General features: G+C 73.3%; 23 protein-coding genes, 1 tRNA gene and 1 pseudogene. 14 read left to right on the forward strand and 11 right to left on the reverse strand.

All coding sequences use genetic code 11. The features are described from left to right. Positions 1-12 precede the first annotated feature (12 nt). The 6 genes and pseudogenes from IM725_RS14340 to IM725_RS14365 all read left to right on the forward strand — a co-directional run bounded on the left by IM725_RS14340 (position 13) and on the right by IM725_RS14365 (position 4,706). A complete protein-coding gene (locus tag IM725_RS14340; protein WP_193781320.1) occupies positions 13-615 on the forward strand; it encodes a YqgE/AlgH family protein in 603 nt (200 codons plus the stop codon). Beyond that, entirely contained in the window at positions 612-1,028 is a 417-nt protein-coding gene (gene ruvX / locus IM725_RS14345; protein WP_193781321.1) for a Holliday junction resolvase RuvX, read from the forward strand. The genes IM725_RS14340 and ruvX overlap by 4 nt, the downstream gene beginning before the upstream one ends. Then, a complete protein-coding gene (gene pyrR, locus IM725_RS14350; RefSeq protein WP_227753824.1) occupies positions 1,025-1,522 on the forward strand; it encodes a bifunctional pyr operon transcriptional regulator/uracil phosphoribosyltransferase PyrR in 498 nt (165 codons plus the stop codon). The genes ruvX and pyrR overlap by 4 nt, the downstream gene beginning before the upstream one ends. 14 nt (positions 1,523-1,536) lie before the next feature. Then, positions 1,537-2,484 (forward strand): annotated as a pseudogene (locus IM725_RS14355) (aspartate carbamoyltransferase catalytic subunit); the annotation flags it as partial. Positions 2,485-2,667: 183 nt separating this feature from the next. After that, on the forward strand, positions 2,668-3,972 hold the full coding sequence (locus IM725_RS14360) for a dihydroorotase (RefSeq protein ID WP_193781323.1): 1,305 nt from the start codon (positions 2,668-2,670) through the stop codon (positions 3,970-3,972). Then, positions 3,969-4,706, forward strand: a complete 738-nt coding sequence (locus tag IM725_RS14365) for a lysophospholipid acyltransferase family protein (protein ID WP_193781324.1) — start codon at positions 3,969-3,971, stop codon at positions 4,704-4,706. Before IM725_RS14360 ends, IM725_RS14365 begins: the two co-directional genes overlap by 4 nt. 13 nt (positions 4,707-4,719) lie before the next feature. Here the strand turns inward: IM725_RS14365 and IM725_RS14370 are convergent, their stop codons facing one another. Further along, a complete protein-coding gene (locus IM725_RS14370; RefSeq protein WP_193781325.1) occupies positions 4,720-4,953 on the reverse strand; it encodes a hypothetical protein in 234 nt (77 codons plus the stop codon). Between the two features lie 300 nt (positions 4,954-5,253). Here IM725_RS14370 and IM725_RS14375 point away from each other — a divergent pair, with 300 nt between their 5' ends. Beyond that, positions 5,254-5,454, forward strand: coding sequence for a YgaP family membrane protein (locus tag IM725_RS14375; protein ID WP_193781326.1), 201 nt, complete (start codon positions 5,254-5,256; stop codon positions 5,452-5,454). A gap of 143 nt (positions 5,455-5,597) precedes the next feature. Continuing rightward, the gene (locus IM725_RS14380) at positions 5,598-6,593 is read left to right on the forward strand and encodes a recombination-associated protein RdgC (protein WP_193781327.1); all 996 of its coding nucleotides are present in this window, start codon (positions 5,598-5,600) and stop codon (positions 6,591-6,593) included. 34 nt (positions 6,594-6,627) lie between these two features. Here the strand turns inward: IM725_RS14380 and IM725_RS14385 are convergent, their stop codons facing one another. From IM725_RS14385 to IM725_RS14400, 4 genes are all read right to left on the reverse strand, one after another. Further along, positions 6,628-7,062, reverse strand: coding sequence for a hotdog fold thioesterase (locus tag IM725_RS14385; RefSeq protein WP_193781328.1), 435 nt, complete (start codon positions 7,060-7,062; stop codon positions 6,628-6,630). A gap of 84 nt (positions 7,063-7,146) precedes the next feature. Further along, positions 7,147-8,946: an ATP-binding protein gene (locus IM725_RS14390; protein WP_193781329.1), complete on the reverse strand. Its 1,800-nt coding sequence runs from the start codon at positions 8,944-8,946 to the stop codon at positions 7,147-7,149. Further along, positions 8,943-10,166, reverse strand: coding sequence for an ABC transporter substrate-binding protein (locus tag IM725_RS14395; protein ID WP_193781330.1), 1,224 nt, complete (start codon positions 10,164-10,166; stop codon positions 8,943-8,945). Before IM725_RS14395 ends, IM725_RS14390 begins: the two co-directional genes overlap by 4 nt. Positions 10,167-10,281: 115 nt before the next feature. After that, positions 10,282-11,580 (reverse strand): DUF3422 family protein, encoded by a 1,299-nt coding sequence (locus IM725_RS14400; RefSeq protein WP_193781331.1) that lies wholly within the window; start codon positions 11,578-11,580, stop codon positions 10,282-10,284. 288 nt (positions 11,581-11,868) lie between these two features. Between IM725_RS14400 and bchI the strand changes: the two genes are divergently transcribed. Genes bchI through bchO form a run of 3 tightly spaced genes read left to right on the forward strand, consistent with a single transcriptional unit; the run spans position 11,869 to position 15,598 of the window. After that, positions 11,869-12,894 (forward strand): magnesium chelatase ATPase subunit I, encoded by a 1,026-nt coding sequence (bchI, locus tag IM725_RS14405; RefSeq protein ID WP_193781332.1) that lies wholly within the window; start codon positions 11,869-11,871, stop codon positions 12,892-12,894. Beyond that, positions 12,891-14,636 (forward strand): magnesium chelatase subunit D, encoded by a 1,746-nt coding sequence (locus tag IM725_RS14410; protein ID WP_193781333.1) that lies wholly within the window; start codon positions 12,891-12,893, stop codon positions 14,634-14,636. The genes bchI and IM725_RS14410 overlap by 4 nt, the downstream gene beginning before the upstream one ends. Before the next feature lie 8 nt (positions 14,637-14,644). Beyond that, positions 14,645-15,598, forward strand: a complete 954-nt coding sequence (gene bchO / locus IM725_RS14415; RefSeq protein WP_193781334.1) for an alpha/beta fold hydrolase BchO — start codon at positions 14,645-14,647, stop codon at positions 15,596-15,598. Here the strand turns inward: bchO and IM725_RS20440 are convergent. Then, positions 15,579-15,770, reverse strand: a complete 192-nt coding sequence (locus tag IM725_RS20440; RefSeq protein ID WP_227753826.1) for a hypothetical protein — start codon at positions 15,768-15,770, stop codon at positions 15,579-15,581. The genes bchO and IM725_RS20440 overlap by 20 nt on opposite strands. Here IM725_RS20440 and IM725_RS14420 point away from each other — a divergent pair. Continuing rightward, positions 15,757-17,574: an FAD-dependent monooxygenase gene (locus IM725_RS14420; protein ID WP_287067091.1), complete on the forward strand. Its 1,818-nt coding sequence runs from the start codon at positions 15,757-15,759 to the stop codon at positions 17,572-17,574. The genes IM725_RS20440 and IM725_RS14420 overlap by 14 nt on opposite strands. A 140-nt stretch (positions 17,575-17,714) precedes the next feature. Next, on the forward strand, positions 17,715-18,182 hold the full coding sequence (locus tag IM725_RS14425; RefSeq protein ID WP_193781336.1) for a DUF3429 domain-containing protein: 468 nt from the start codon (positions 17,715-17,717) through the stop codon (positions 18,180-18,182). A 34-nt stretch (positions 18,183-18,216) separates the two neighbouring features. Here the strand turns inward: IM725_RS14425 and IM725_RS14430 are convergent, their stop codons facing one another. Continuing rightward, the gene (locus IM725_RS14430; RefSeq protein ID WP_193781337.1) at positions 18,217-18,657 is read right to left on the reverse strand and encodes a response regulator; all 441 of its coding nucleotides are present in this window, start codon (positions 18,655-18,657) and stop codon (positions 18,217-18,219) included. A 124-nt stretch (positions 18,658-18,781) separates the two neighbouring features. Between IM725_RS14430 and IM725_RS14435 the strand changes: the two genes are divergently transcribed. Further along, on the forward strand, positions 18,782-20,761 hold the full coding sequence (locus tag IM725_RS14435; RefSeq protein WP_193781338.1) for an MASE3 domain-containing protein: 1,980 nt from the start codon (positions 18,782-18,784) through the stop codon (positions 20,759-20,761). A gap of 62 nt (positions 20,762-20,823) precedes the next feature. Here the strand turns inward: IM725_RS14435 and IM725_RS14440 are convergent, their stop codons facing one another. The 4 genes from IM725_RS14440 to IM725_RS14455 all read right to left on the reverse strand — a co-directional run bounded on the left by IM725_RS14440 (position 20,824) and on the right by IM725_RS14455 (position 23,939). Continuing rightward, positions 20,824-21,207, reverse strand: a complete 384-nt coding sequence (locus tag IM725_RS14440; RefSeq protein WP_193781339.1) for a VOC family protein — start codon at positions 21,205-21,207, stop codon at positions 20,824-20,826. 56 nt (positions 21,208-21,263) lie between these two features. Then, positions 21,264-22,145 carry an alpha/beta hydrolase gene (locus tag IM725_RS14445; RefSeq protein ID WP_193781340.1) on the reverse strand — a complete coding sequence of 294 codons (882 nt, stop codon included), beginning with the start codon at positions 22,143-22,145 and terminating at the stop codon, positions 21,264-21,266. A 59-nt stretch (positions 22,146-22,204) separates the two neighbouring features. Next, a tRNA-Arg gene (locus IM725_RS14450) sits at positions 22,205-22,279 on the reverse strand. Between the two features lie 127 nt (positions 22,280-22,406). Then, positions 22,407-23,939 (reverse strand): methyl-accepting chemotaxis protein, encoded by a 1,533-nt coding sequence (locus IM725_RS14455; protein ID WP_193781341.1) that lies wholly within the window; start codon positions 23,937-23,939, stop codon positions 22,407-22,409. Between the last annotated feature and the right edge of the window lie 54 nt (positions 23,940-23,993).

A 23,993-nucleotide genomic window follows, 5' to 3' on the forward strand; every position in this document is an offset into this window, starting at 1 on the left:
AATCGCAGCATCATGCCTGCCGCTGCCGAGCCCATCAACCTGACGCATCATTTCCTGATCGCGATGCCGGGCCTGCAGGACGAGACCTTTGCCCGCAGCGTGGTCTACCTGTGCGAGCACAGCACCCGCGGCGCGCTGGGCCTGGTGATCAACAAGACCAGCGACATCGACCTGCGCAAGCTGTTCGACAAGGTCGACCTGCCGCTGACCCGGCCCGATCTGGCCAGCGCGCCCGTGTTCCAGGGCGGCCCCGTGCAGACCGAGCGCGGCTTCGTGCTGCACGAGGCGGTGCTGGCGGGCGAGGGCGAGGCCGCTGCCGAGCCGGTCTACGCCTCGACCATGACCATCCCCGGTGGCCTGGAGATGACCACCTCCAAGGACGTGCTGGAGGCAATCTCCAGCGGTGGCGGCCCGCGCAAGGTGCTGGTGTCCCTGGGCTACTCGGCCTGGGGCGAGGGCCAGCTGGAATCCGAGCTGGCGGAAAACAGCTGGCTCACCGTGGGCGCCGACCTGGACGTGATCTTCGACACGCCCGTGGACAAGCGCTACGAACGCGCGCTCTCCCTGCTGGGCTTGCAGGCCTGGATGCTGACCGGGCAGGCGGGGCACGCATGAGCGTCGCCGCTCACGACGTCCCCCCCCACCTCCAGACCTTTCTCGCTTTCGATTTCGGGGTGCGCCGCACCGGGGTCGCGGTGGGCAACCGCCTGCTGCGCAGCGCCACCGCCCAGCCCACCATCCGTGCCGAAGGGGCCGACGCGCGCATGGCCCAGGCCGAGGCGCGGGTGCGCGAATGGCAGCCCCAGGCCCTGGTGGTGGGCGTGCCCTTCCACCCGGACGGCGCCAGCCACGAAAATACGGCGCGGGCCCGCAAGTTCGCCCGCCAGCTTCGCGCGCGCCTGGCCCTGCCGGTGTACGAGGTGGACGAGCGCTACAGCACCGTGGAAGCCGCCGCGCAGGGCGCGAGCGACCCCGATGCCGGCGCGGCCTGCATCATCTTGGAACAGTTCCTGAGGAGCCTGCCTTGAACCTGACGCTGGACGCGGAAGCCCTCTACCGCGAACTGCTGCGCGGCGTGCAGCAACTGGGCGTGGAGAACACGCAGCTGGTGGGCATCACCTCCGGCGGTGCCTGGCTGGCCGAACGCCTGCAGGCCGACCTGGGCCGCAGCGGCTCGCCGGGCGTCATCTCCTCGGCCATGCACCGCGACGATTTCGCGCGGCGCGGGCTGGCGGGGGCGGGCCAGCAGACCCAGATTCCCTTCGACGTCGACGAGGCGCACATCCTGCTGCTCGACGACGTGCTCTACACCGGCCGCACCCTGCGCGCCGTGCTCAACGAACTGTTCGACTTCGGCCGCCCGGCCAGCGTACGCCTGGCGGTGCTGGTGGACCGCGGCGGGCGCGAGCTGCCGGTGCAGGCCGATTTCGCCGCCGCCCGCGTGGCGCTGCCGGCCGGCCAGTCGCTGGCACTGGCACGCGGTGCCGACGGCCATTTCAGCTTCGAGGTCCGGGACAACTGATGCTGCACCGACGCAACCCCCAACTGAACAAGAACGGCGAGCTGGTCCACCTGCTGTCGGTGGAAGGCCTGCCGCGCGACATCATCACGCACATCCTGGACACCGCGTCCAGCTTCGTGAGCCTGAACGACCGCGAGGTCAAGAAGGTGCCGCTCCTGCGCGGCAAGAGCGTGTTCAACCTGTTCTTCGAGAACAGCACCCGCACCCGCACCACCTTCGAGATCGCCGCCACCCGGCTGTCGGCCGACGTGATCAACCTGGACATCGCACGCTCCTCGGCCTCCAAGGGCGAGTCGCTGCTGGACACCATCGCCAACCTGTCGGCCATGGCCGCCGACATGTTCGTGGTGCGGCACAGCGAGTCGGGCGCGCCCTACCTGATCGCCCAGCACGTGGCACCGCACGTGCACGTGATCAACGCCGGCGACGGCCGCCATGCGCACCCCACGCAGGGCCTGCTGGACATGTACACCATCCGGCACTTCAAGAAGGACTTCGCCAACCTCACGGTGGCCATCGTCGGCGACGTGCTGCACTCGCGCGTGGCGCGCTCGGACATCCACGCGCTCACCACCCTGGGCTGCGCCGAGGTACGCGTGGTCGGCCCCAAGACCCTGGTGCCGGGCGACATGGCGCAGATGGGCGTGCGGGTGTGCCACACGCTGGAAGAGGGCATCCGGGGCTGCGACGTGATCATCATGCTGCGGCTGCAGAACGAGCGCATGAGCGGCGCGCTGCTGCCCTCCTCGCAGGAGTTCTTCAAGAGCTTCGGCCTCACGCCCGAGAAGCTGCAGCTCGCCAAGCCGGACGCGATCGTGATGCACCCGGGGCCCATCAACCGCGGGGTCGAGATCGATTCCTCCGTGGTGGACGGCCGGCAGAGCGTGATCCTGCCGCAGGTGACCTTCGGCATCGCCGTGCGCATGGCCGTGATGAGCATCGTTGCCGGAAATGAAGCGTAACCCCCCGAAGCGCCTTCGGCTAGGCATCACCGCCAGAGGCGGTGATTCTTCGACGCCGTCCGGACCTGCGCAGGCAGGCCCGGAGCCGCGGCGTCTCAGCCCCCCAAGGGGGGCGTCACCAGCGGCCCGGCAGAGCCGGTTCCGCGGTGACCTTGGGCAAGACACGCCAGTGCTGGAGAGAGCATGAAAATCCTGATCAAGAACGGCCGTGTGATCGACCCGGCCTCCGGCCTGGACAAGGTCACCGACGTGGCGATCGCCGCCGGGCGCATCCTGGCGCTGGGCGAGGCGCCGGGGTTCACGCCGTCGCGGGTGATCGATGCGGCGGGCTGCGTGGTGGCGCCCGGGCTGGTGGACCTGTCGGCCCGACTGCGCGAGCCGGGCCACGAGCACGAGGGCATGCTGGAGAGCGAACTGGCGGCCGCGGTGGCCGGGGGCGTGACCAGCCTGGTCTGCCCGCCCGACACCGACCCGGTGCTGGACGAGCCCGGCCTGGTGGAGATGCTGCGCTTCCGGGCCGAGAAGATGCACCAGGCGCGCGTGTTCCCCCTGGGCGCGCTGACGCGCAACCTCCAGGGCGAGGTGCTGACCGAGATGGTGGAGCTGACGGAGGCCGGCTGCGTGGGCTTCGGCCAGGCCGAGGTGCCGCTGGCCAGCACGCAGGTGCTGCAGCGCGCCCTGCAGTACGCCGCGACCTTCGGCTACTCGGCCTGGCTGCGCCCGCAGGAGATGCACCTGGGCCGCGGCGTCGCGGCCAGCGGCCCGCTGGCCACCCGCCTGGGCCTGTCCGGCGTGCCGGTGGCGGCCGAGACCATCGCCCTGCACACCATCCTCGAGCTGGTGCGGGCCACAGGCGCGCGCGTGCACCTGTGCCGCCTCAGCAGCGCGGCCGGGGTGGCCCTGGTGCGCGCGGCCAAGGCCGAAGGCCTGCCCGTCAGCTGCGACGTGAGCATCAATTCGCTGCACCTGATCGACCACGACATCGGCTACTTCGACAGCCGCGCCCGCCTGGACCCGCCGCTGCGCCAGCAGCGCGACCGCGACGCGCTGCGCCAGGGCCTGGCGGACGGCACCATCGACGCGCTGGTGTCCGACCACACCCCGGTGGACGAAGACGCCAAGACCCTGCCCTTCGCCGAGGCCGAGCCCGGCGCGACCGGCCTGGAACTGCTGCTGGGCCTGGGCCTGAAGTGGGCGGAGGACGCCGGTGTCCCGCTGCCCCGGGCGCTGGCCACCGTCACCGCCCACCCGGCCCGCGTGCTGGGTGCGGCGCTGGGCACGCTGCAGGCCAGCGTGGGCCAGGTGGTGGTGGGCGGCGTCGCCGACCTGTGCATCTTCGATCCGGCCGCGGAATGGGCCGTCGATCCTTCTCAGCTGCGCAGCCAGGGCCGGCACACCCCGTTCGAGGGCCACGCCCTGCGCGGGCGGGTGCGCTGGACCGTCGCTGCCGGCCAGCTCGCGTACGAGGCGCGCACGCAGCCGGCATGAAGGGGCTGCGGGCCATCGCCTGCTTCCTGCGTGGCCTGGGCCACGTGCTGGCGGGGCTGTGGACGCTGCGGGTGCGCTTCCCCGGCTTCAGCCCGGCCCAGCGGGAGCAGGCCGTGCAGGACTGGGCCGCGGCCATGCTGCGCATCCTGGGCATCACCCTGGAACTGCGCGGCACGCCCCCGGCCGCGGGGCCCGTGCTGCTGGTGGCCAACCACATCTCCTGGCTGGACATCCTGGTGCTGCATGCGGCGCGGCACTGCCGCTTCGTCTCCAAGTCCGACGTGCGGCACTGGCCGCTGGTGGGCGCGCTGGCCACCGGGGCGGGCACGCTCTACATCGAGCGCGAGTCGCGCCGCGATGCGCTGCGGGTGGTGCACCACATGGCCGAAAGCCTGCGCGATGGCGACATCCTCGCCGTGTTCCCGGAAGGCACGACCAGCGACGGCATCTCGCTGCTGCCTTTCCATGCCAACCTGCTGCAGGCGGCCATCACGGCCCAGGCCCCGGTGCAGCCGGTGGCGCTCAGCTTCCTCGATGCGGGCACGCGCGGGCGCAGCCTGGCGCCCTGCTACATCGGCGACGACACCCTGCTGGCCTCGATCTGGCGCACGCTCACGGCCCCGCCCATCGTGGCCGTGGTGGCCTTTGGCGAGCCCGAGCCCGCCCAGGGCCGGGAGCGCCGCGGCTGGGCGGCCTCGCTGCGTGACACGGTGGCCCGGCTGCGGGCCGGCTGAGCGCCCACGCGGCTCAGTCGTCGGCCGCGTCGGGCGGGCGGGGCGCGGCCGCTTTCCGGAACAGCACCTCACCCGTGGGCACGTGCACGACGCGGATCTCCTGGCCGAAGGGCCGGGTGATGCTCTTCGCCGCCATGGTCACGGCCACGGCGCGGTCGCTGAAGAGGTACTGGCGTGCGCCGCTGGCAGGCAGCAGTCCGCCAGCGATGGGGTGGTTGCTCTCGACTCGGAATTCGGCTGCCGTCATGGAAATACCTCGGCTGTCTGTCTCGGGAGGGCCAGGGGACTGCCCCTCCTGGACCTCCACTTTAGGCGGTGGGGGTGACATTGCAATGACGCTGTGCAACAGTCGTGCCACACCATGTAAGCGCTCGCTACAACGCTCACCCATAGCCTAGGCTGTGCTTCCGCCAGCGGTGTAGGAGAAGGCCTCGCCGGCCTGTCGGCCACTGCGCTACCGGCCGCGCAAGCTTGATGCGGATCAAGCAGGAAGGGCGGCCCTGGCGCGACCATGGCCACACATCCCCCCGGATGAAGGAGAGACTCCATGACCAAGAACGTCGGCGGCATCGACCGCGCCCTGCGCATCACCGTCGGCCTGGTGCTCATCGCCCTGGCCGCCACGGGCACCGTGGGCTGGTGGGGCTGGCTGGGCCTGGTGCCCCTGGCCACGGGCGCCATCGGCTGGTGCCCGCCCTACGCCTTGCTGGGCTTGAGCACCTGCAAGGCGCCCGCCGCTTCATCCTGAGGCGCCGGCGCCCCGGGCCGGGGCGGAAAAGCTGCCCCGGGCCCGGCGCAGCGCAGGCCGGAGCGTGACTTCGTCGCGCCTGGCTGAACATTTGTGCCGCGGGCCGCGGCGGGCCTGGCTGCGCCAGCGACAATGCGCGGCCTATGCCATTTTTCAAATCGATCATCGCCTACCGCATCGGGCCGGACTGGGTGCCACCCGCCCCGGACGCGCTGGAAGCCGAACTCCAGCGCCTGGCCTTCCGTCCCTGCGAGCCGACGCAGGAGCTCTCGACCGGCTGGTTGCCGCCGCGCGGCGAGGAGAACGGCGCCATGGCCGAGCACATCGCCGGCCACCTGGTCCTGAAATTCGGGCTGGAGCGCCGCGCGGTGCCGGCCAGCGTGGTACGGGCCGAGGTCGAGGCGCGCTGCAAGGCCATCGAGGCCGAGCGCGGCCGCAAGCCGGGCCGCAAGGAGAAGCTGGACATCAAGCAGGAGGTGGTGCTCACCATGCTGCCGCGGGCCTTCAGCAAGCGCGCGGCCCACGTGATCTGGATCGACCTCGCCCAGCGCTTCCTGGTGGTGGGCGCGGGCAGCCACAAGGCCGCCGACAGCGTGGTGTCCAGCCTGGTGGACCTGATGGCCGACCTGCGCCATGTGCTGCCGCTGGCGCTGCTGTCCACGCAGATGGCCCCGGGCACCGCCATGGCGGAATGGCTGCGGGCCGACGAGGCGCCGGGCGAGTTCGGCTTCGGCCAGGACCTGGTGCTCAAGAACGCGGAAAAGGGTTCGATCCGCTACGCGCGGCATCCGCTGGACGCCGAGGAGATCGTGCAGCACCTGGACGAGGGCATGGTGGTGACCGAAATGGCGCTCAGCTGGGACGGCAAGCTGGGCTTCGTGCTCAACGACGGCCTGGCGCTGCGCAAGCTCGACTTCATGGACGTGAAGACGGACCTGGGCGAGAAGGAGAAGGGCTTCGACGCCGACGTGGCCATCGCCACGGGTGAGCTCTCGCGCCTGCTGCCGGCGCTGCTGGAGGCCCTGGGCGGTGAAATGATGCCCGGAGCGGCCCCGGCCGCCGTGGCGCCCGCGCAGGCCGCGCAGTCCGGGGATGCCGAGGCGCCGCCCTGGGACGAGCCGGTCGCGGCACAGGCCTGAGGCCCGGGGCTGGCTGGCGCCCCGCCGGCCCGCTTCAGTAGGCGATGGGACGCTCCAGCACCGCCATGGTCACGCGCGAGATGCAGGCCAGGCGGCCCTGCTCGTCCTCGATGCGCACTTCCCACACGTGGCTGCGCCCGCCGATGTGCAGCGGTCGCGCGGTGCCGGTCACCCAGCCGCCGGCCACGGCCCGCACGTGGTTGGCGTTGATCTCCTGGCCGACGCAGTGGAAGCGCTTGGGGTCGACCACGTAGGCGGCGGCCCAGGACGCCAGCGTTTCCGCCAGCACCACCGACATGCCGCCATGCAGCACGCCCGCGGGCTGGCGTGTACGCGCGTCGACCGGCATGCGGCCGCGCAGGTAGTCCTCACCGGCCTCCAGCAGCTCGATGCCGACGTGGCCGTTGCCGCAGCCCTGGCTGCGTTCGTTGGCGCTCGCCAGCGGAAAGGTCTCGAACCAGATGCTCATGCGCCGATTCTGCCGCAGGCCATGGCCTGGGGGTGGCCGATGTGCCTGGGGCCCTCGCCGGCCTGGACCGGCCCCCTTGCGGCCTCAGTCCCGCGCCAAGTCCGCGCGCAGCTCGAACCAGAACAGGGCGCCCTGCCCGGGTGTGCTGCGAACGCCCGCGCTGCCGCCCATGAGCTGGGCCAGGCTGCGCACGATGGACAGGCCCAGGCCGGTGCCGCCGTGCTGGCGGTTGTTGCCGCCCTCCACCTGCGAGAAGGGCTGGAAGAGCAGGGCCTGGGCCTCGCTGGACAGGCCCGGCCCGGTGTCCTGCACCTCGAAGCGCAGCACGGCCTGGCCCTCCGCCTGGCGCAGCGCGGTGCCGCGGATGTGGATGCTGCCCCGGGCGGTGAACTTCACGGCGTTGCCCACCAGGTTGGCCAGCATCTGGCGGATGCGGCCCGCGTCGGCGACGTAACGATCCCCGGCCGGCCCGTCCCAGGCGGCGTCCAGCGCGACGCCCTTGGTGCGGGCGGCCTGGCCGAAGAGCGCATCGGTTTCGGCGACCAGGCGCGCGGGCTCGAAGGGCGCAGGGATCAGCTCCAGCTTGCCGGCTTCGATCTTTGACACGTCCAGGATGTCGTTCAGCACGGCGAGCAGGCTCTGGCCGGAACTGAAGATGATCTGCCCGTACTGCCGGCGCTCCTCGTCGGGCAGGTCGGGCAGGCTCAGGAGTTCGGCCATGCCGATCACGCCGTTCAGCGGCGTGCGGATCTCGTGCGACATCATCGCCAGGAAGCGGCTCTTGGCGATGGTCGCGGCCTCGGCCCGCTTCAGCGCCTGCTCCAGGTCGGCGGTGCGCTCGGCCACCTGCCGCTCCAGCGTCTGCTGCGACTGCTGCTGCGCCTGCACCATCTGCTCGAAGGAGCGCACGAAGGCCGCCACCTCGTCGTCGTGCGGCCAGGCCACCGCGACACGTGCGTAGGGGTCCCGCGCGAGCTGGCGCGAGGCCTCGCCCAGGTGCTGCAGCTGCCGGGCGAAGCCGCGCCCGGCCCGCCGGCTGACGTGCCAGGCGGCCCAGGCGGCGATCGCGCCCAGGCCCAGGTACACCGCCAGCCCCCAGGCCATGCGCGAGACCACTGCCGATGCGCTGCGGCCATAGGCGGCCGTCAGCGCCTGCGGGTTGTCGGGAAAGCGCGCCGAGGCCAGCGACTGGCGCAGGTCCGTGGCCGCATGGCCGCGGCTGCAGCCCCAGCGCTGCAGTTCGCGCTCGCCCGCGGCGAGCTGCAGGCAGTCGAGTGCGGGGTCCAGCCCGGCCGGCTGGTCGAGCAGGGCCGCCAGCGGCAGGCGGGCCACCAGGGCGCCCTCGTAGTCACGCGCCGGTGGGTAGTAGATGGGGAAGGCCATCTCGACCATCGCACTCGCGCCGCCCGCCTGCGGCTGCACCCGCAACTGCGGCCGCCGCCGCGCGATCGCGTCGCGTGCCAGGGTCTGCAGGCCGGGTGCGAGGTCCATGCCCGTGGCGCTGCGCGCGGCGAAGGGCTGGGCGCCGGCGTCGAACAGCACCAGTTCGGTCTCCACCCCGAAGGGCAGCTTGAAGTCGCGCAGCGTGGGCTGCAAGTAGACCTCGCGGCCGGTGGAATCGACGTAGGCATTGACCACGAAGCTGTTGCGCGAGAGCTGTTCCAGGGCCTGCTGCACCGATTCGATGCGCTGCTCGAAGCGGTCCACGATGCGCGAGAAGCTGTTGGCCCGCTCGTCGCCGAAGTTTCGCCAGGCCTGGTAGAAGACCAGCGGGTAGGCGGTGGCCGCGAGCAGCAGCACCAGCGCCAGCGCGGTGGTCACGCTGAACAGCACGAAGCGGTTGCCGACGCTGCTGTCCAGCCAGCGCCTGGAAGCCTGCATCATGCGGGTCGCCGCCCTGGCCCTGCGGGCACCGGCTCCAGCGCGCCGTCCTGCGCATAGCGCGCCATGAAGAGCTCGCCCGCCTCCAGCGCCTCGTGGCGGGCCGGCGTGAACGGCCGCGCGTAGCGGCGCACCGCGCCCTCCCAGGGGCCCAGCTGTTCCAGCGCCGAACGCACCGCCGGCCGGTCGGTGCCGCCCGCCTTGTCCACGGCCTGCGCGACCAGGTGCGTGAGGTCGTAGGCGTGGGCCACGCCCACGGCCGACAGGATGTCGCGCGCGCCCTGGCTGCCGAACATCTTGTGGTGGGCCGCGGCCAGGCGCGCCGCCGCGGGCGTGCCCGCCTGCAGGAAGGAGAAGGTCTGCACCACGGCGAAGTCCAGCCGGGTGAACTCGGGTCCCACCAGGCGCGGCAGGTCGCCACCGGTGACGCCCCAGTGGCTGGCGACCGGGATGCGCCGCGCCGCCGGCAGCGAGAGCATGGCCCGGCACAGCACCGCGGCCTCTTCCGCGTTGGCGGTCAGCAGCAGGCCCTGCGCGCCCCGCTCCAGCAGCAGCTGCAGCTTGGCGCGCATGGACTCCACGTTGTCGTCCCAGTTGATCCATTGCACGTCGGCGATCGAGAGCCCGGCCTTGTTCGCCAGATGCGCGCGGGCCGCCTTGTTCGTGCTGCGGCCCCAGCTGGTGTTGAGCATCAGCAGGCCGACGTGGCGCACGCCCTTGGCGGCGAGGTGGGTCAGCATGGCCGGCGCCGCCCAGCTGTCGCGCAACGAGAGGCGGAACACGTAGTTGGGGTCGTGCCCGTTGTCCACGATGGCGTCGGCGGCGGCCCAGGGGTCCAGCAGCGGCAGCCGCAGCTCGTGCAGCACCGGGATCGATTCCAGCACCGTCGGGCTGAAGCGGCCGCAGTACACCGCGACCAGGTCGCGCGTGGCGGCCAGCTCGCGCAGGTTGGCGATGCTGCGCGCGGGCACCGCGTGGTTGGCCCGCGTGAGCAACTGCAGGGGCCGCCCGCCCAGCACGCCGCCGCGTGCGTTCAGCTCGTCGGCGGCGATCAGGATGCCCTGCCGTATGGCCTCGGCCGAGGTGCTGCTGGCGTGCCCGAACTCCGCGTCCAGGCCCAGCAGCACGGGTGCTCCCGCAGGCACGGCGGCAGCGGCGTGCGCCAGCCGGGCAGGCAGGGCGAGGGCGGCGGCCGCGCGCAGCAGCTTGCGTCGGGAGGTCATGCCAGAAATCGAGATATTCAACAAAAACGCATTGTCGCTCTTGTTGAACCGCGTGGCGAGGGATGCCGCGATCGGCCGGGAGCGGGCGCGCTCGGCCGCGGCCCGCCGCCGGTCCTCAATCCGGCGTGCGGTCTTCCATCTGGAACAGCTTGTGGTGCATGCGCCGCATCGACGCCCAGACGCCCAGGGCGATCAGGGGCACCGCCACTGCGGCCGTCATGTCGGGCTTGAGCGGCCAGCCGAGGGCGACGGCGCCGCGTGCCAGGTAGCTCACCAGCCCGGCGGCGTAGTAGGTGATCGCGGCCACGGACAGGCCCTCCACCGTGGCCTGCAGCTTGAGCTGCAGGCTCATGCGCTTGTTCATGGCCGACAGCAGGGCCTGCGTGCCCTCCTGCTGCTCGATCTCGACCCGGGTGCGCAGCAGGTTGCTGATGCGCGACACGCGTTCCGACAGCGCGTTCTCGCGCCGCGCCACCCAGGCGCAGGTGGCGCGCGCGGGCGACATGCGACGCTCGATGAATTCGCCGATGGTCTGCAGCCCGGGGATGGGCGACTCGTCGATTTCGCGCACGCGCTGGTCCACCAGCTCGAAGTAGGCCGCGCTGGCGGAAAAGCGCGAGTGCGTGGCGGCGTAGCGGCTCTCCACCTCGCCGGCCAGGCGGGTGAGCCGGTCCAGCAGCTGGGGTTCCTCCTCGCGCGCGGCCTCCCGGATGGCGCCGGCCAGCTCGGCCAGTTCCCGCTCGGCCTCGCCCAGGCTGGCCGCGCTCTCGCGGGCCATCGGCAGGCCGAGCAGGGCGGCCATGCGGTAGGTGTCGATCTCCAGCAGGTGCTGCACCAGCCGGCCCAGGACGCGCGGCGACGAGCTTTGGCTGCCGGCATACACCGCCATGCGCGAGAAGCCGTCGGCGTGGATCGCGAAGTCGGTGTACGCCTCGAGCTGGCCGTGCAGCAGGCTGGAGCCCACCACCGTGTCCTCGTGCAGCAGTTCGCGGGCCAGCAGGTCCTCGCGCAGCTGCGGCGGCAGCACCCACAGGTGGATGGCCACCAGCTGCTGGCCGGGCAGGGTGGCCAGCCAGTCCTCCGGCACGGCGCGCAGCCCGGTGGGCGGCGCGTTGGCGTTGAAGCCCGCCAGGTCGAAGGGCTGGGAGAAGGTCCAGGAGACGAACTCGGTGTGCAGCTCCCAGCGCAGCCGCGTCACGCCCAGCGCGGTGCGCAGGTGCGTGATGCCTTCGTCGGGCGCGGGCAGGTGGTGGTCGTGCAGCAGGCGGCCCAGGTGTTCGCGGCTTGCCGCGCGCTCCTGCGGCTGCGCCGCCATCACGATATGGGTCACCGCCAGGGGGGGCGCCACCGGCTCGGGCGGGCGGGCGTGCAGTTCGTTGTGCAGGGCTGTGCGCTGCGGATGGGTCTGCGGCATGGGTCCTCCTCGCCCGGCTGTCTGTCCGGCGGCGCCCGGGCGGGGCGTCCTGCCATGGGCCGCGCCGCCGTCCTACCGGGGCGAAGCCGATGCGTGCGGATGCTACAGGCCTCACCGACAAGGAGAAACCCGTGATCCAGTACCTCCCCTTCTTCCTGATCGGCGCGCCCCTGGTCTTCGCCATCATCGACTGGATGGCGACGCCGCGCGTGCGCCGCTGAAGCGTCTGACAAGCCGGAGTGTAAGCCCGGCATGACAAACCGTCGCGTCAGGTCCATACTGGCGCGCATGGCGACCTTTCCCTTCCCTGCCCTCGTCGGGCAGGACGAGATGAAGCTGGCGATCCTCGCCGCCGCGGTGGACCCCCGCATCGGCGGCGTGCTGGTCTTCGGCGACCGTGGCACCGGCAAGTCGACCGCGGTGCGCGGGCTGGCGGCGCTGCTGCCGCCCATGGCCGTGGTCGAGGGCTGCCGCTTCCATTGCGACCCCGCCGGGCCAGCGCACGCCTGTCCCGACTGCGATGCGCTGCGGGCCGTCGGCAAGGCAGCCGCGGTGCGCAAGGTGCCGGTGCCGGTGGTGGACCTGCCGCTGGGCGCGACCGAGGACCGCATCGTGGGCGCGCTGGACCTGGAGCGCGCGCTCGCGCACGGCCAGAAGGTGTTCGAGCCCGGCCTGCTGGCGCGAGCGCACCGCGGCTTCCTCTACATCGACGAGGTGAACCTGCTCGAGGACCACCTGGTCGACCTGCTCATCGACGTCGCCGCCTCGGGCGAGAACGTGGTCGAGCGCGAAGGCCTGAGCGTGCGCCACCCGGCCCGCTTCGTGCTGGTGGGCAGCGGCAACCCCGAGGAGGGCGAGCTGCGTCCCCAGCTGCTGGACCGCTTCGGCCTCTCGGTCGAGGTGCGCACCCCCGAAGACCTGCCCACGCGCGTGGAGGTGGTGAAGCGGCGCGAGGCCTTCGAGCGCGACCCCGAGGCCTTCGCCGCCCAATGGAAGCGCGAGGAGGGCCGGCTGCGCCGCACGCTGGTGGCCGCGCGTGCGCGCCTGGAAACCGTGGCGGTGTCCGACGAGGTGCGCGGCCTGGCGGCGCAGCTGTGCAAGTCCCTGGGCACCGACGGGCTGCGCGGCGACCTGACCCTGGTTCGCGCGGCGCGCGCGGTCGCGGCGCTGGAGGGCGACGAGGCCGTCGCGGCCGGGCACCTGCGCCGCGTGGCCGCCCCGGCGCTGCGCCACCGGTTGCGCCGCAATCCGCTGGACGACGCCGGCTCCTCGGTGCGGGTGGACCGCGCCATCGCCGAATTGATGGGCGCATGAAGCCCGGGCCAGCGCTGGCGGCTGCGGTGCTGGCCGTGGACCCGGCAGGCCTGGGGGGCGCCGTCCTGCGCGGGCCGGCTGGCGCCGCGCGCGAGGCCTGGCTGGACCGCCTGCGCGCCTGCCTGCCTGCCGCCACACCCTGGTTGCGCCTGCCGGTGCGCCTGGGCGACGCCGCCCTGCTGGGCGGGCTGGACCTGGGCGCCACCCTGGCGGCCGGCCGTCCCGTGGCCAGCACCGGCCTGGCCGCGCGTGCCCATGGCGGTGTGCTGCTCGCGCCCATGGCCGAGCGCATGGAGCCCGCCCTGGCCGGGCGGCTCGCCCACCTGCTGGACAGCGGCGAGCTGGTGCTGGAGCGCGAGGGCCTGGCCGCGCGTCTGCCGGCCCGTTTCGCGCTGCTGGCGCTGGACGAAGGCACCGACGACGAGCGCCTGCCGGCGGCCCTGGCCGACCGGCTGGCCCTGCACCTGCACGCGGACGCGCCCGGGGCCGATGCCGACGACGCACAGGCGTCGCCGGCCTCGCCCGGCGAGGTGGCCGCCGCGCGCGAACGCCTCGCCGCGCTGCCGGTGGACGAGGCCCTGCTGGAAGGCCTGTGCGGCGCCGCGCATGCGCTGGGCGTGGCCTCGCTGCGCGCGCCCCTGCTGGCCTGGCGCTGCGCCCGGGCGCTGGCCGCCTTGCGCGGGGCCGATGCGGTCCATGCCTCGGATGCGGCCGTGGCTGCGGCCTGGGTGCTGGCGCCACGCGCCACGCGCCTGCCCGAGCCCGCGCCGCAGCCCGAGGCCGACGACCCGCCGCCCCAGGCGCCGGAGAATGCCGCCCAGGATACCGAGCGGGATGCCGATGCCAGCAGCACCGAGCCACCGCCGGGCGACCAGCTGCTGGAGGCCGCCCGGGCCGCGCTGCCGGCCGGCCTGCTGGCTTCGCTGGCCATCGCCGCGGCGCGCGAGCGCGCGGGTGCGGCGGGGCGCAGCGGCGCGGCGCAACGCGGCCACGGCCGGGGCCGCCCCGTGGGCGCGCGGCCTGGCGACCCCCGCACCGGTCCGCGCCTGCACCTGGTCGAAACCCTGCGCGCCGCCGCGCCCTGGCAGGGGCTGCGGCTGCGCGAGCGGGCGGCCCGGGGCCAGCCGCCGGCCGGCCGCATCGAGGTGCGGCGCGAGGACTTCCGCGTGCGCCGCCATGTGCAGCGGCGCCGCACCACCACCATCTTCGTCGTCGACGCCTCGGGCTCGGCGGCGCTGCACCGGCTGGCCGAGGCCAAGGGCGCGGTGGAGTTGATGCTCGCCGACTGCTACGTGCGGCGCGACGAGGTCGCCGTGATCGCCTTCCGCGGCCATGCGGCCGAACTGCTGCTGCCGCCCACGCGGTCGCTGGCGCGGGCCCGCCGCAGCCTGGCCGGCCTGCCGGGCGGTGGCGGCACGCCCCTGGCCGCCGGCCTGGACGCGGCCGCCCAGCTCGCCGACGCGGTGCGCCGACGCGGCGACACGCCGCTGGTCGTGCTGCTCACCGACGGCCGCGCCAACATCGCGCGCGACGGCAGCCCGGGCCGCGAGCGTGCAGGCGCGGACGCGCTGGCCGCCGCCCGCGAGCTCGGGTCCCTGGGCCACGCCGCCCTGGTGCTGGACACCTCGCCCCATCCGCACCCGGCCGCCGAAACGCTGGCCGCGGCGATGCGGGCCCGCTACCTGCCGCTGCCGCACGGCGCGGCCGAGGCCATGCACCAGGCGGTGCGCCAGGCGGGCTGAGACCGGGCATGCGGCAGACCCTGGACTGGGCCCTGGAAGGCCCGCGCTGGCCCCACCACGAGCACAGCCGCTTCGTCGAGGCGGCGGGGCTGCGCTGGCACCTTCAATCGTTCGCCGCGCAGGGCGGCCGCACGGCGATGGCGGCGCGGCCCGGGCGCAAGCCGCCGGTGGCCCTGCTGCTGCACGGCACCGGCGCGTCCTCGCATTCCTGGCGGGCCTTCGCGCCTGCGTTGGCGGCGCTGGGCTTCGAGGTCCTGGTGCCCGACCTGCCCGGCCACGCCTTCACCGGCCTGCCCGCCGCGGGCGGGGTGGCCAACCCGCTCTCCCTCCCGGGCATGGCCCGCGCCGTGCAGGGCCTGCTGCAGTCGCTGGCGTGCGCGCCCGCGCTCATCGTCGGCAATTCCGCGGGCGCGGCCGTCGCGCTGCGCATGGTGCTGGACGGCCTGGCCGCGCCGCGGCTGGTGGTGGCCGTCAATGGTGCGCTGCTGCCCTGGGGCGGGCTGCCCGGGCAGGTGTTCTCGCCGGCGGCGCGCCTGCTGGCGGCCTTGCCCGGCGTGCCCTCGCTGTTCGCCCGCGTGGCGGCCGAGCCGCTGGTGCTGGCCCACCTGCTGGAAGGCACGGGCTCGCGGCTCGACGCCGAGGGCCGCCGCCTCTACGGCCTGCTGGTGCGCGACCCCGGCCACGTGGCGGGCGCGCTGGGCATGATGGCCGCCTGGGACCTGGCCGGCCTGTCGCGCGAGCTGCCCCGCCTGCAGGTGCCGCTGCTGCAGGTGGTGGGAACGGCGGACCAGACCGTGCCGCCGCGCGATGCGCCGCGCGTGGAGGCGCTGCTGCCCCAGGCCTCACGGGCCGGCGTGGTGCGGCTGGAGGGCCTGGGCCACCTCGCGCACGAGGAGGCGCCCGAGGCCGTGCTGGTCGCGCTGCGCGAGGCCTGGCTGCGGCTCAGCCCTTGCCCGGACTGAGCGGCTGCGCGGTCCCGCCCGGGTGCTCGCGCGCGGCCTCGATGCTGCGTTCCAGGTCCTGCGCGAACTCGGAGCCCGGCTCGGCCACGGCCTTGGCCTGCGTCCACCAGGCGGCCGATCCGCGCGCACGGCCCCCGGGTGAAGCCTTGCCCGGCGAGGTGGACGTGCTCATCGTGGGCTGCGGCCCGGCCGGCCTCACCCTGGCCGCGCAGCTGGCGGCCTTCCCCGACATCCGCACCTGCATCGTGGACCAGAAGGACGGGCCGATCCAGCTCGGGCAGGCCGACGGCATCGCCTGCCGAACCATGGAGATGTTCGAGGCCTTCAACTTCGCCGAGAAGGTGCTGAAGGAGGCCTGCTGGATCAACGAGGTCACCTTCTGGAAGCCCGACGAGGCGCAGGCCGGCCGCGTGGTGCGCCATGGGCGCGTGCACGACACCGAGGACGGCCTGTCCGAATTCCCGCACGTGGTGCTGAACCAGGCCCGCGTGCACGATTTCTACCTGGAGCTGATGCGCAACGCGCCGGCGCGGCTGGCGCCGCACTACGGCCGCCGATTCGTCGGCCTGCAGGTGGACGACGCGGCCGCCGACCACCCGGTGACCGTCACCCTGGAGCGCAGCGCCACCGGCGCCACCGAGACCGTGCGGGCGCGCTACGTGGTCGGCTGCGACGGTGCCCGCAGCGGCGTGCGCCGCGCCATCGGCCTGCAGCTGGTGGGCGACTCGGCCAACCAGGCCTGGGGCGTGATGGACGTGTTGGCGGTGACCGACTTCCCCGACATCCGATTCAAGTGCGCGGTGCAGTCCGAGCACGGCAACCTGCTGGTCATCCCGCGCGAGGGCGATTACCTGGTGCGCCTGTACGTGGAGCAGGACAAGCTGCGCGAAGGCGAGCGGGTGGCCGACCGCGGCATCACCGTGGAGCGCCTGGTGGAGACCGCGCAAAGCATCCTCGCCCCCTACACGCTGGACGTGAAGGAGGTGCCCTGGTGGTCGGTGTACGAGATCGGGCAGCGCATCTGCGCCCGCTACGACGACGTGGCGGACCCCGGCACTGCCGGCGCGCAGCCGCGCGTCTTCATCGCCGGCGACGCCTGCCACACCCACAGCCCCAAGGCCGGCCAGGGCATGAACTTCTCCATGCAAGACAGCTTCAACCTGGGCTGGAAGCTGGCCGCCGTGCTGCGGGGCCAGTGCGCACCCGCCCTGCTGCACACCTACTCGGCCGAGCGCCAGCCCGCCGCGCAGCAGCTGATCGACTTCGACCGTGAGTGGGCGAAGATGTTCAGCGACCCGGCCCGCAAGGCGGCCGGCCAGGCCGGGGAGGGCGTGGACCCCAAGGCCTTCCAGCGCTACTTCGAGCAGCACGGGCGCTTCACCGCGGGCGTGGGCACCTGCTATGCGCCGTCGCTGGTGTGCGGCGAAGCCACGCAGCAGGGCCTGGCCACCGGCTTGCGCATCGGCATGCGTTTCCACTCCGCCCCAGTGCTGCGGGCCTGCGACGCGCGGCCGGTGCAGCTGGGGCACGCCGGCAAGGCCGACGGCCGTTGGCGGCTCTACGCCTTCGCGGGCGAGGGCGACCTGGGCCAGCCGGGCGGGGCCCTGCACGCGCTGTGCGGCTTCCTGCAGGACGACTCGCGCTCGCCGGTGCGTCGCTTCACCCCGGCCGGCCAGGACATCGATGCGGTCTTCGACCTGCGGGCGATCTTCCAGGCGCCGCACGCCCGGATCGCCCTGGACCAGCTGCCGCCCCTGCTGCTGCCGGCCAAGGGACGCCTGGGCCTGCGCGACTACGACAAGGCCAGCTGCGCGCAGGGCAAGGGCATCCCCGACATCTTCGACCTGCGCGGGGTGGACCGGGCGCAGGGCGCGCTGGTGGTCGTGCGGCCCGACCAGTACATCGCGCACGTGCTGGCGCTGGACGCGCACGAGGACCTGGCGCGTTTCTTCGACGCCTTCATGCGCCCGGCCTGACGCGGCGGCGCGCGCCGCCGGCCTGGGGTTTTTCGCGCTGCGGCGGCAGCCCGCGCCCAGGGCCCCGTACCATCGCGGCCAACGGACGGTGCCACCCTGCCTTTCCACGCAGTGCCGCCCTGCCTGTCCACCTTCTGACCATGAACGACCTCGGCCCGCCTTCGACCCCCGTCCTTCCCCACAGCGTGGCCTGGCTGGGCTACGGCGGGCTGCTGCCCTTCGTCGGCCTCGCGCTGGCCCTGCTGGCGGACCCGGGCCACGGCCTGCTCTGGCAGCAGGCCCTGCTCGCCTACGGGGCTGTCATCCTGAGCTTCGTGGGCGCCCTGCACTGGGCGTTCGCGATGCTGCTGCCCGGACTCACGCCGGCCCAGGCGCAGGGCCGCTACGTCTGGAGCGTGGTGCCCGCGCTGCTGGCCTGGCCGGCCGTGCTGCTGCCCCCGGGCGCCGCGGTGCCCCTGCTGGTGGCCGGCTTCGTCGCCCACTACCTGCAGGACCGTGCGCTGGCGGCGCGGGCGGCGCTGCCCGGCTGGTACCTGCCGCTGCGGCTGCGGCTGACCAGCGTGGCCAGCCTGGCCCTGCTGGCGGCGCTGCTGGCCCCGTCGCGCTGAGCGCACGCCCGGACGCGACCGGCGCCCTGCGGGCTCAGCCCGCGGCGGCCGGGTGCACAGGCGCAGTCCCGGTCGCGGCGGGTGCGGGCAGGGCCCAGGTGCGGTAGGCCGCGCCCAGCACCTGCCGCATGTCGCCCAGGTCGCTGCGCTTGACCAGGTAGGCGTTGGCGCCCAGCAAGTAGCTGCTGGCGACATCGCGCTCGTCGCTGGAGCATGAATACATGACCACCGGCAGGTGCGACAGCCCGGCGTCCGCGCGCAGGTCGCGCAGCAGGTCCAGGCCGGACTCGTAGCCCATCTTCACGTCCAGGATCAACAGCCGAGGCAGGTCCTGGGGCTCGCAGGCGCGAAGCTGCGCCAGTGCCTGCGCGCCCGAGGACGCCGTGGCCACGCGGTCGCAGGCGCCCTCCAGCGCCAGGGCGCAGAGCTCCAGGTGGTCGCTGTCGTCGTCGACGATGAGGATGTCAGCGTTCATGCGAAGTGCGAGGCAAGCGGCTATGTTTGCGCCGGCGGGCGCCGCCGCGCTAAGAATTTCCCCTAAGGCCGGGCCCGGGCCCGGTGCTACCTTGCAGTCAGGAGCATGCCGTCTGGAGGTTGTCTTGGAGCCACGTCTCGCCCCGGGGCCGAGCTTCGTGCGCCCCGCCCTGATCGTCGCCGCATCGGCCGTGCCGCTGCTCGTGCTCGAGTGGCTGCCCGGCCTGCGCTTCCAGATCGGAAGCACGCTGAACGGGCAGATCCACACCGTGCTGGAGGTGCTCAGCATCATCGGCTCGGCCATGATCTTCTCGGTCGCCTGGAACGCCCTGGCCTGGCAACGCAGCAGCGTGATGGCGCTGGCCTGCTGCTGCTTCGGCAGCGTGGCCCTGTCCGACCTGGCGCACGTGGCCCTGTTCGAGCCCACGCCGAGCTTTGCCGGCGGTGAAGGCCTGGCGCGCGCCTACATCCCTTTCTTCCTGGCCCGGCTGGCGACGGCGCTGGCCCTGGTGGTGCTGGCCTGCGAGCCCCGCATCGGCACGGTGCCCCCGCGGCTGCGCTGGGTGGCGCTCGCGGTCTCGCTGGTGCTGGGCTGCCTCTTCGCGGCCGCCGGCGCCCTGTCCACCGCCTCGGCCCTGCTGTTTCGCCCGGGCGTGGGGCCCACGCCGCTGAAGATCGCGATGGACCTCAGCGTCGCCGTCGTCGAGCTGGCGGGCGCGCTGCTGTTCGCGCGCCAGTTCGGCCGCAGCCGCGACCACCAGAGCGGGCTCATGGCCGCGGCGCTGGGCGTGCTGGCGATGTCCCAGTACGCCTTCACCCGCTATGCCAGCGCCTCGGACGCCTTCTTCGTCTATGGCCACATCCTCAAGGTGATCGCCTACATGGCCCTGTACCGTGCCATGTACGTCTGGATGCTGCGCCAGCCCTACCTGGAACTCCTTGCGGCGCGGCGCACGCTGGCCGTGGCGGTGGAGCGCTGGCGCAAGCTCTTCGAGCACAGCCTGGATGCCGTCATGATCGGCACCTCGGCCGGCGCGGTGCTGGCCGCCAACCCCGCCGCCTGCAGGCTGTTCGGCCGCAGCGAGGCGGAACTGGTCGCCGGCGGCCGTGCGATGGTGGTGTTCGAGGGCGACCCGCGCCTGCAGCCCCTGATGCAGGCCCGGGCGCGCGATGGCAGCACCCGCGGTGAACTGACCTACCGCCGCAGCGACGGCAGCCTCTTCGAGGCCGAGGTGGCCACGGCCACCTTCCAGGACGCCGAAGGGCGCGAGCTGACCAACGTGGTCATCCGCGACCTCACCGACCAGAAGGCCCTGGAGGCCCAGCGGGCGGAGATGAACGTGGCACTGGAGCGGCGCGTGCTGGAACGCACGCGCCAGCTGGAACGGGCCAACGCGGACCTGGCCCAGTTCTCCTACGGCATCGCCCACGACCTGCGTGCGCCGCTGGCCGCCATCGGCGGCTTCGCCGGCGCGCTGGGGCAGGACGGCCAGCCCCTGGCGCCCAGGTCGGCCCACTACCTGGCCCGCATCGTCGCCAACGTCGCCCGCATGGAGGGGGTCATCGAGGCCATGCTGGGCCTGTACCGGCTGTCGCAATCGCCGCTGCTGGTGCGCGAGGTGGACCTGAGCGAGATGGCGCGGCAGATCGTCGACGACCTGGCCTTCACGGCCCCTCAGCGCAAGGTGGAGGCCGTGATCGAGGAGGGCCTGCGCGTGCGCGGGGACCAGGCCCTGCTGCACGCCCTGCTGCAGAACCTGATCGGCAACGCGTGGAAATTCACCAGCGACCGCGAGGACGGCGCGCGCATCGTGCTGGCGCGGCTGCCGGGGCGGCAGGCGGCGTTCGAGGTGCGCGACAACGGCGTCGGCTTCGACCCCGAGCGCGCCGGGGAACTGTTCGCGATGTTCAGGCGCCTGCACGACGCCTCGCAGTTCGCCGGCTACGGGCTGGGGCTGGCGGGGGCGAAGAAGATCGTCGAGCGCCATGGCGGCGAGATCGCGATCGAGGGACGGCCCGGCGAGGGGGCCACGGTGCGCTTCTCGCTCGGCGAGCAGCTCGCGCCCAGCGACGACGAGGACCTGGCCTCGGCCGCTGTCCTCTGAAGCGGCCGGCGGTCGCCGGCCTTGCTCGAGGATCGCAGGGCCGCGGCCCTGCGTCAGGCCGTTCAGGCCTTGGGCATGCGGTACAGCGCGCAGAGCTTGTTGCCGTCCGGGTCCCGCAGGTAGGCCAGGTACAGGCTGCCGACGGAGCCCTCACGCACGCCGGGCGGGTCTTCGCAGGTGGCGCCGCCGTTCGCGACACCGGCCGCGTGCCAGGCGTCGACCTGTTCCTTGGAGCTGCAGGCGAAGCCGATGGTGCCGCCGTTGGCCGCGCAGGCCGGCTCGCCGTTGATCGGCAAGGTCGCCGAGAAGGTGCCGGTGGGCGAGCGCCAGAAGATGCGGTGGCGGTCCTGGAAGCCGGCGCCGACGCCCAGCGTGCCGAGCACGGCATCGTAGAAGCGGCGCGAGCGCTCGAGGTCGGCGGTGCCGACCATGACATGGGAAAACATGGGGTCTCCTTCGGGTTGTGTTGCAGCCCGCATTCTGGATGAGTCGACGCGGGCCGTCAGGCCCTCAGGAATCCGGTGACCTCGTCGCGCACCGGCGCGAGCATGCGCAGCGGCGTCGCCATGGAGGCGATCAACGTGACGTGGTTGACGCCGTCCAGCACCTGCAGCCGCACCGGGCGTCCGGCGCGCTGCAGGTCGCGCGCGAGGGCCTCGCTGTTGCGCTGCGGGTTGACCAGGTTGTCCTCGCGCGCGGCCAGCAGCAGGGTGCGCGGGGCGGTCGCGTCGGCATGCGCCACCGGCTGGCTGTCGGGGGGCGTGTTCGGCCAGTCGAAGGCGACCTGCACCTCCGGGTCGGTGATGGGCAGGAAGTCGTAGGGCCCGGCGATGCCGACCCAGCCGGCCAGCGAGCGGTGCTGCACGCCGTGCGCACCCAGCCAGCGCGCGTCCAGCGCCAGCATGGCCGCGTTGTAGGCGCCGGCGCTGTGGCCCATGAGGAACACGCGCGAGGGCGAGGCGCCCAGGCGCTGCACCGCGTCCACGCTCCAGCGGGTGGCGCGCGCGCAGTCGTCCAGGATCTCGCGCCAGCGCACCTGCGGGCTCAGGCGGTAGTCCGCCACCACGGTGACGATGCCGGCGCTGGCCAGCGCCTCGCCGACGAAGCGGTAGTCTGCGCGGTCGCCACGCGTCCAGCTGCCGCCGTAGAAGAACACGGCCAGAGGCGCGCCGGCGACGTCGGCCAGCGGGCGGTAGACGTCCAGCCGGTGGCGCGGGTCTTCGCCATACGCGATGCCGCCTTCGAAGCGGAAGGTGCTGCTGGGCACCAGGGCATTGAGGGTGCGGGCCGAGCAGCCGGCCAGCGGCAGGGCCGTGGCCGCGGTGAGCAGGCGGCGCCGCGAGAGCGACGGGATCTCCAGGGAGGCGGTCGGGTGACGGTTCATGGCTGCCACGCAGGAATTCGCCAGGGCGCCCCCGGGGATGCGGGGGCCGAGCAACAGGCTGGCGCCTCCGACAGGAATCGAACCTGTATCTAGCGCTTAGGAGGCGCTCGTTCTATCCATTGAACTACGGCGGCGGCAAGGCGGATTCTACGGGGCCGGTGCCGCGCACGCCGGCGGCCGGGGCCTGCACGGCTGCGATGCGGCACCACGGCCGCGCCAGGCGGCGCCCCGGCCCCTGCGCCGCCCGCACCCCGTGGCGCGTCAGCGGAATACGCTGACCGCCTCCACCAGCCGCTGCGCCTGGCCCTTCAGGCTGGAGGACGCGGCCGTGCTCTGCTCCACCAGCGCGGCGTTCTGCTGCGTCACCTGGTCCAGCTGCCCCACGGCGGCGCCCACCTGCTCGATGCCCCCGGTCTGCTCCGCATTGGAGGCGCTGATGCGGGCGATCAGCGTGCTCACCTCGCCCACCCGGGCGACGATCTCGGCCATGGCCACGCCCGCCTCGTCCACCAGGCCGGTGCCCGAGTGCACGCGCTGCAGGCTGTCGCCGATCAGCGCCTTGATCTCGCGGGCGGCGTCCGCCGAGCGGCCCGCCAGGGCCCGCACCTCGCTGGCCACGACCGAGAAGCCGCGGCCCTGCTCGCCCGCCCGGGCCGCCTCCACCGCCGCGTTCAGGGCCAGGATGTTGGTCTGGAACGCGATGCCGTCGATGGCTTGGATGATGCTGGCGATGCGGTCCGAGGCGGCGCGGATCTCCCCCATGGTGGAGACCACCTTGCCCACCGCCTCGCGGCCGCGCGCAGCGGCCCCGCTGGCCTCTCCCGCGAGGCCGTCTGCGTGGCGGGCGCTGTCCGCATTGGCGCGCACCGTCGAGGTCATCTGCTGCATGGTCGCCGCGGTCTCCTGCACGCTGGAGGCCGCATGCTCGGTGCGCGCCGACAGGTCGTCGTTGCCCTGCGCGATCTCCGCCGCCGCCGTCTGCACGGCCAGCACCTGTTCGCTCACGTCGTTGACCAGCCAGCGGAACATCAGGCCGAGCTGGTTCACGCTGCGCATGGTGACGCCGATCTCGTCCACGCGGTCCATGCGGACCGCCTCGCGGCTCTCGCCGGTGGCCACCGAGAGCGCGAGCCGGCGCAGCTGCTCCAGGGGCCGGGCGATCTGCCACTCCAGCACCAGCGAGACCACGGCCAGCGCCACGGCCGTGACCGATCCCAGCCGCAGCAGGTTGGCGGCCATGGCGATGCCGAAGCCCATGATGAACAGCCACATGCTGGCCACGGTGACGCGGATGCGCCCGCGCACCGACAGCGTCTTGCGCCAGTTGAGCAGGGCGGCGGCGCCGCGCCGCAGCAGGACGCCGCGGTGCAGCCGGAAGCCGGGGCGCGTCGAGGCCATGTCCGCGTACACGGCCTGCGCCGCCTGCACCTCCTCGGGCGTGGGGCGGGTGCGCACCGACATGAAGCCCGTCGTCGCGCCGTTGCGGCACACCGGCACGGCGTGCGCGCGCACCCAGTAGTGGTCGCCGTCGGCGCGGCGGTTCTTCACCAGGCCGGACCAGGGCTCACCCGCCTTGAGCGTGGACCACATGTCGGCGAAGACCTGGCGCGGCATGTCGGGATGGCGCACCAGGTTGTGCGGCTGGCCCATGAGCGCGTCGCGCGCGAAGCCACTCACGGCCACGAAGGCATCGTTGGCGTAGGTGATGTGGCTGGCCGTGTCGGTGGTCGACATCAGGGTGGCGCCTTCGGGGATGTCGAACTCCCGCTGGGTCACCGGCTCATTCCTTCTCATCGTTGTCTCCTGCGCGGGCACACCCGGGGCGGGGCGCCTTCCCCGGGCTTCTTC

This window comes from Ramlibacter aquaticus (assembly GCF_015159745.1).
GTDB lineage: Bacteria > Pseudomonadota > Gammaproteobacteria > Burkholderiales > Burkholderiaceae_C > Ramlibacter > Ramlibacter aquaticus.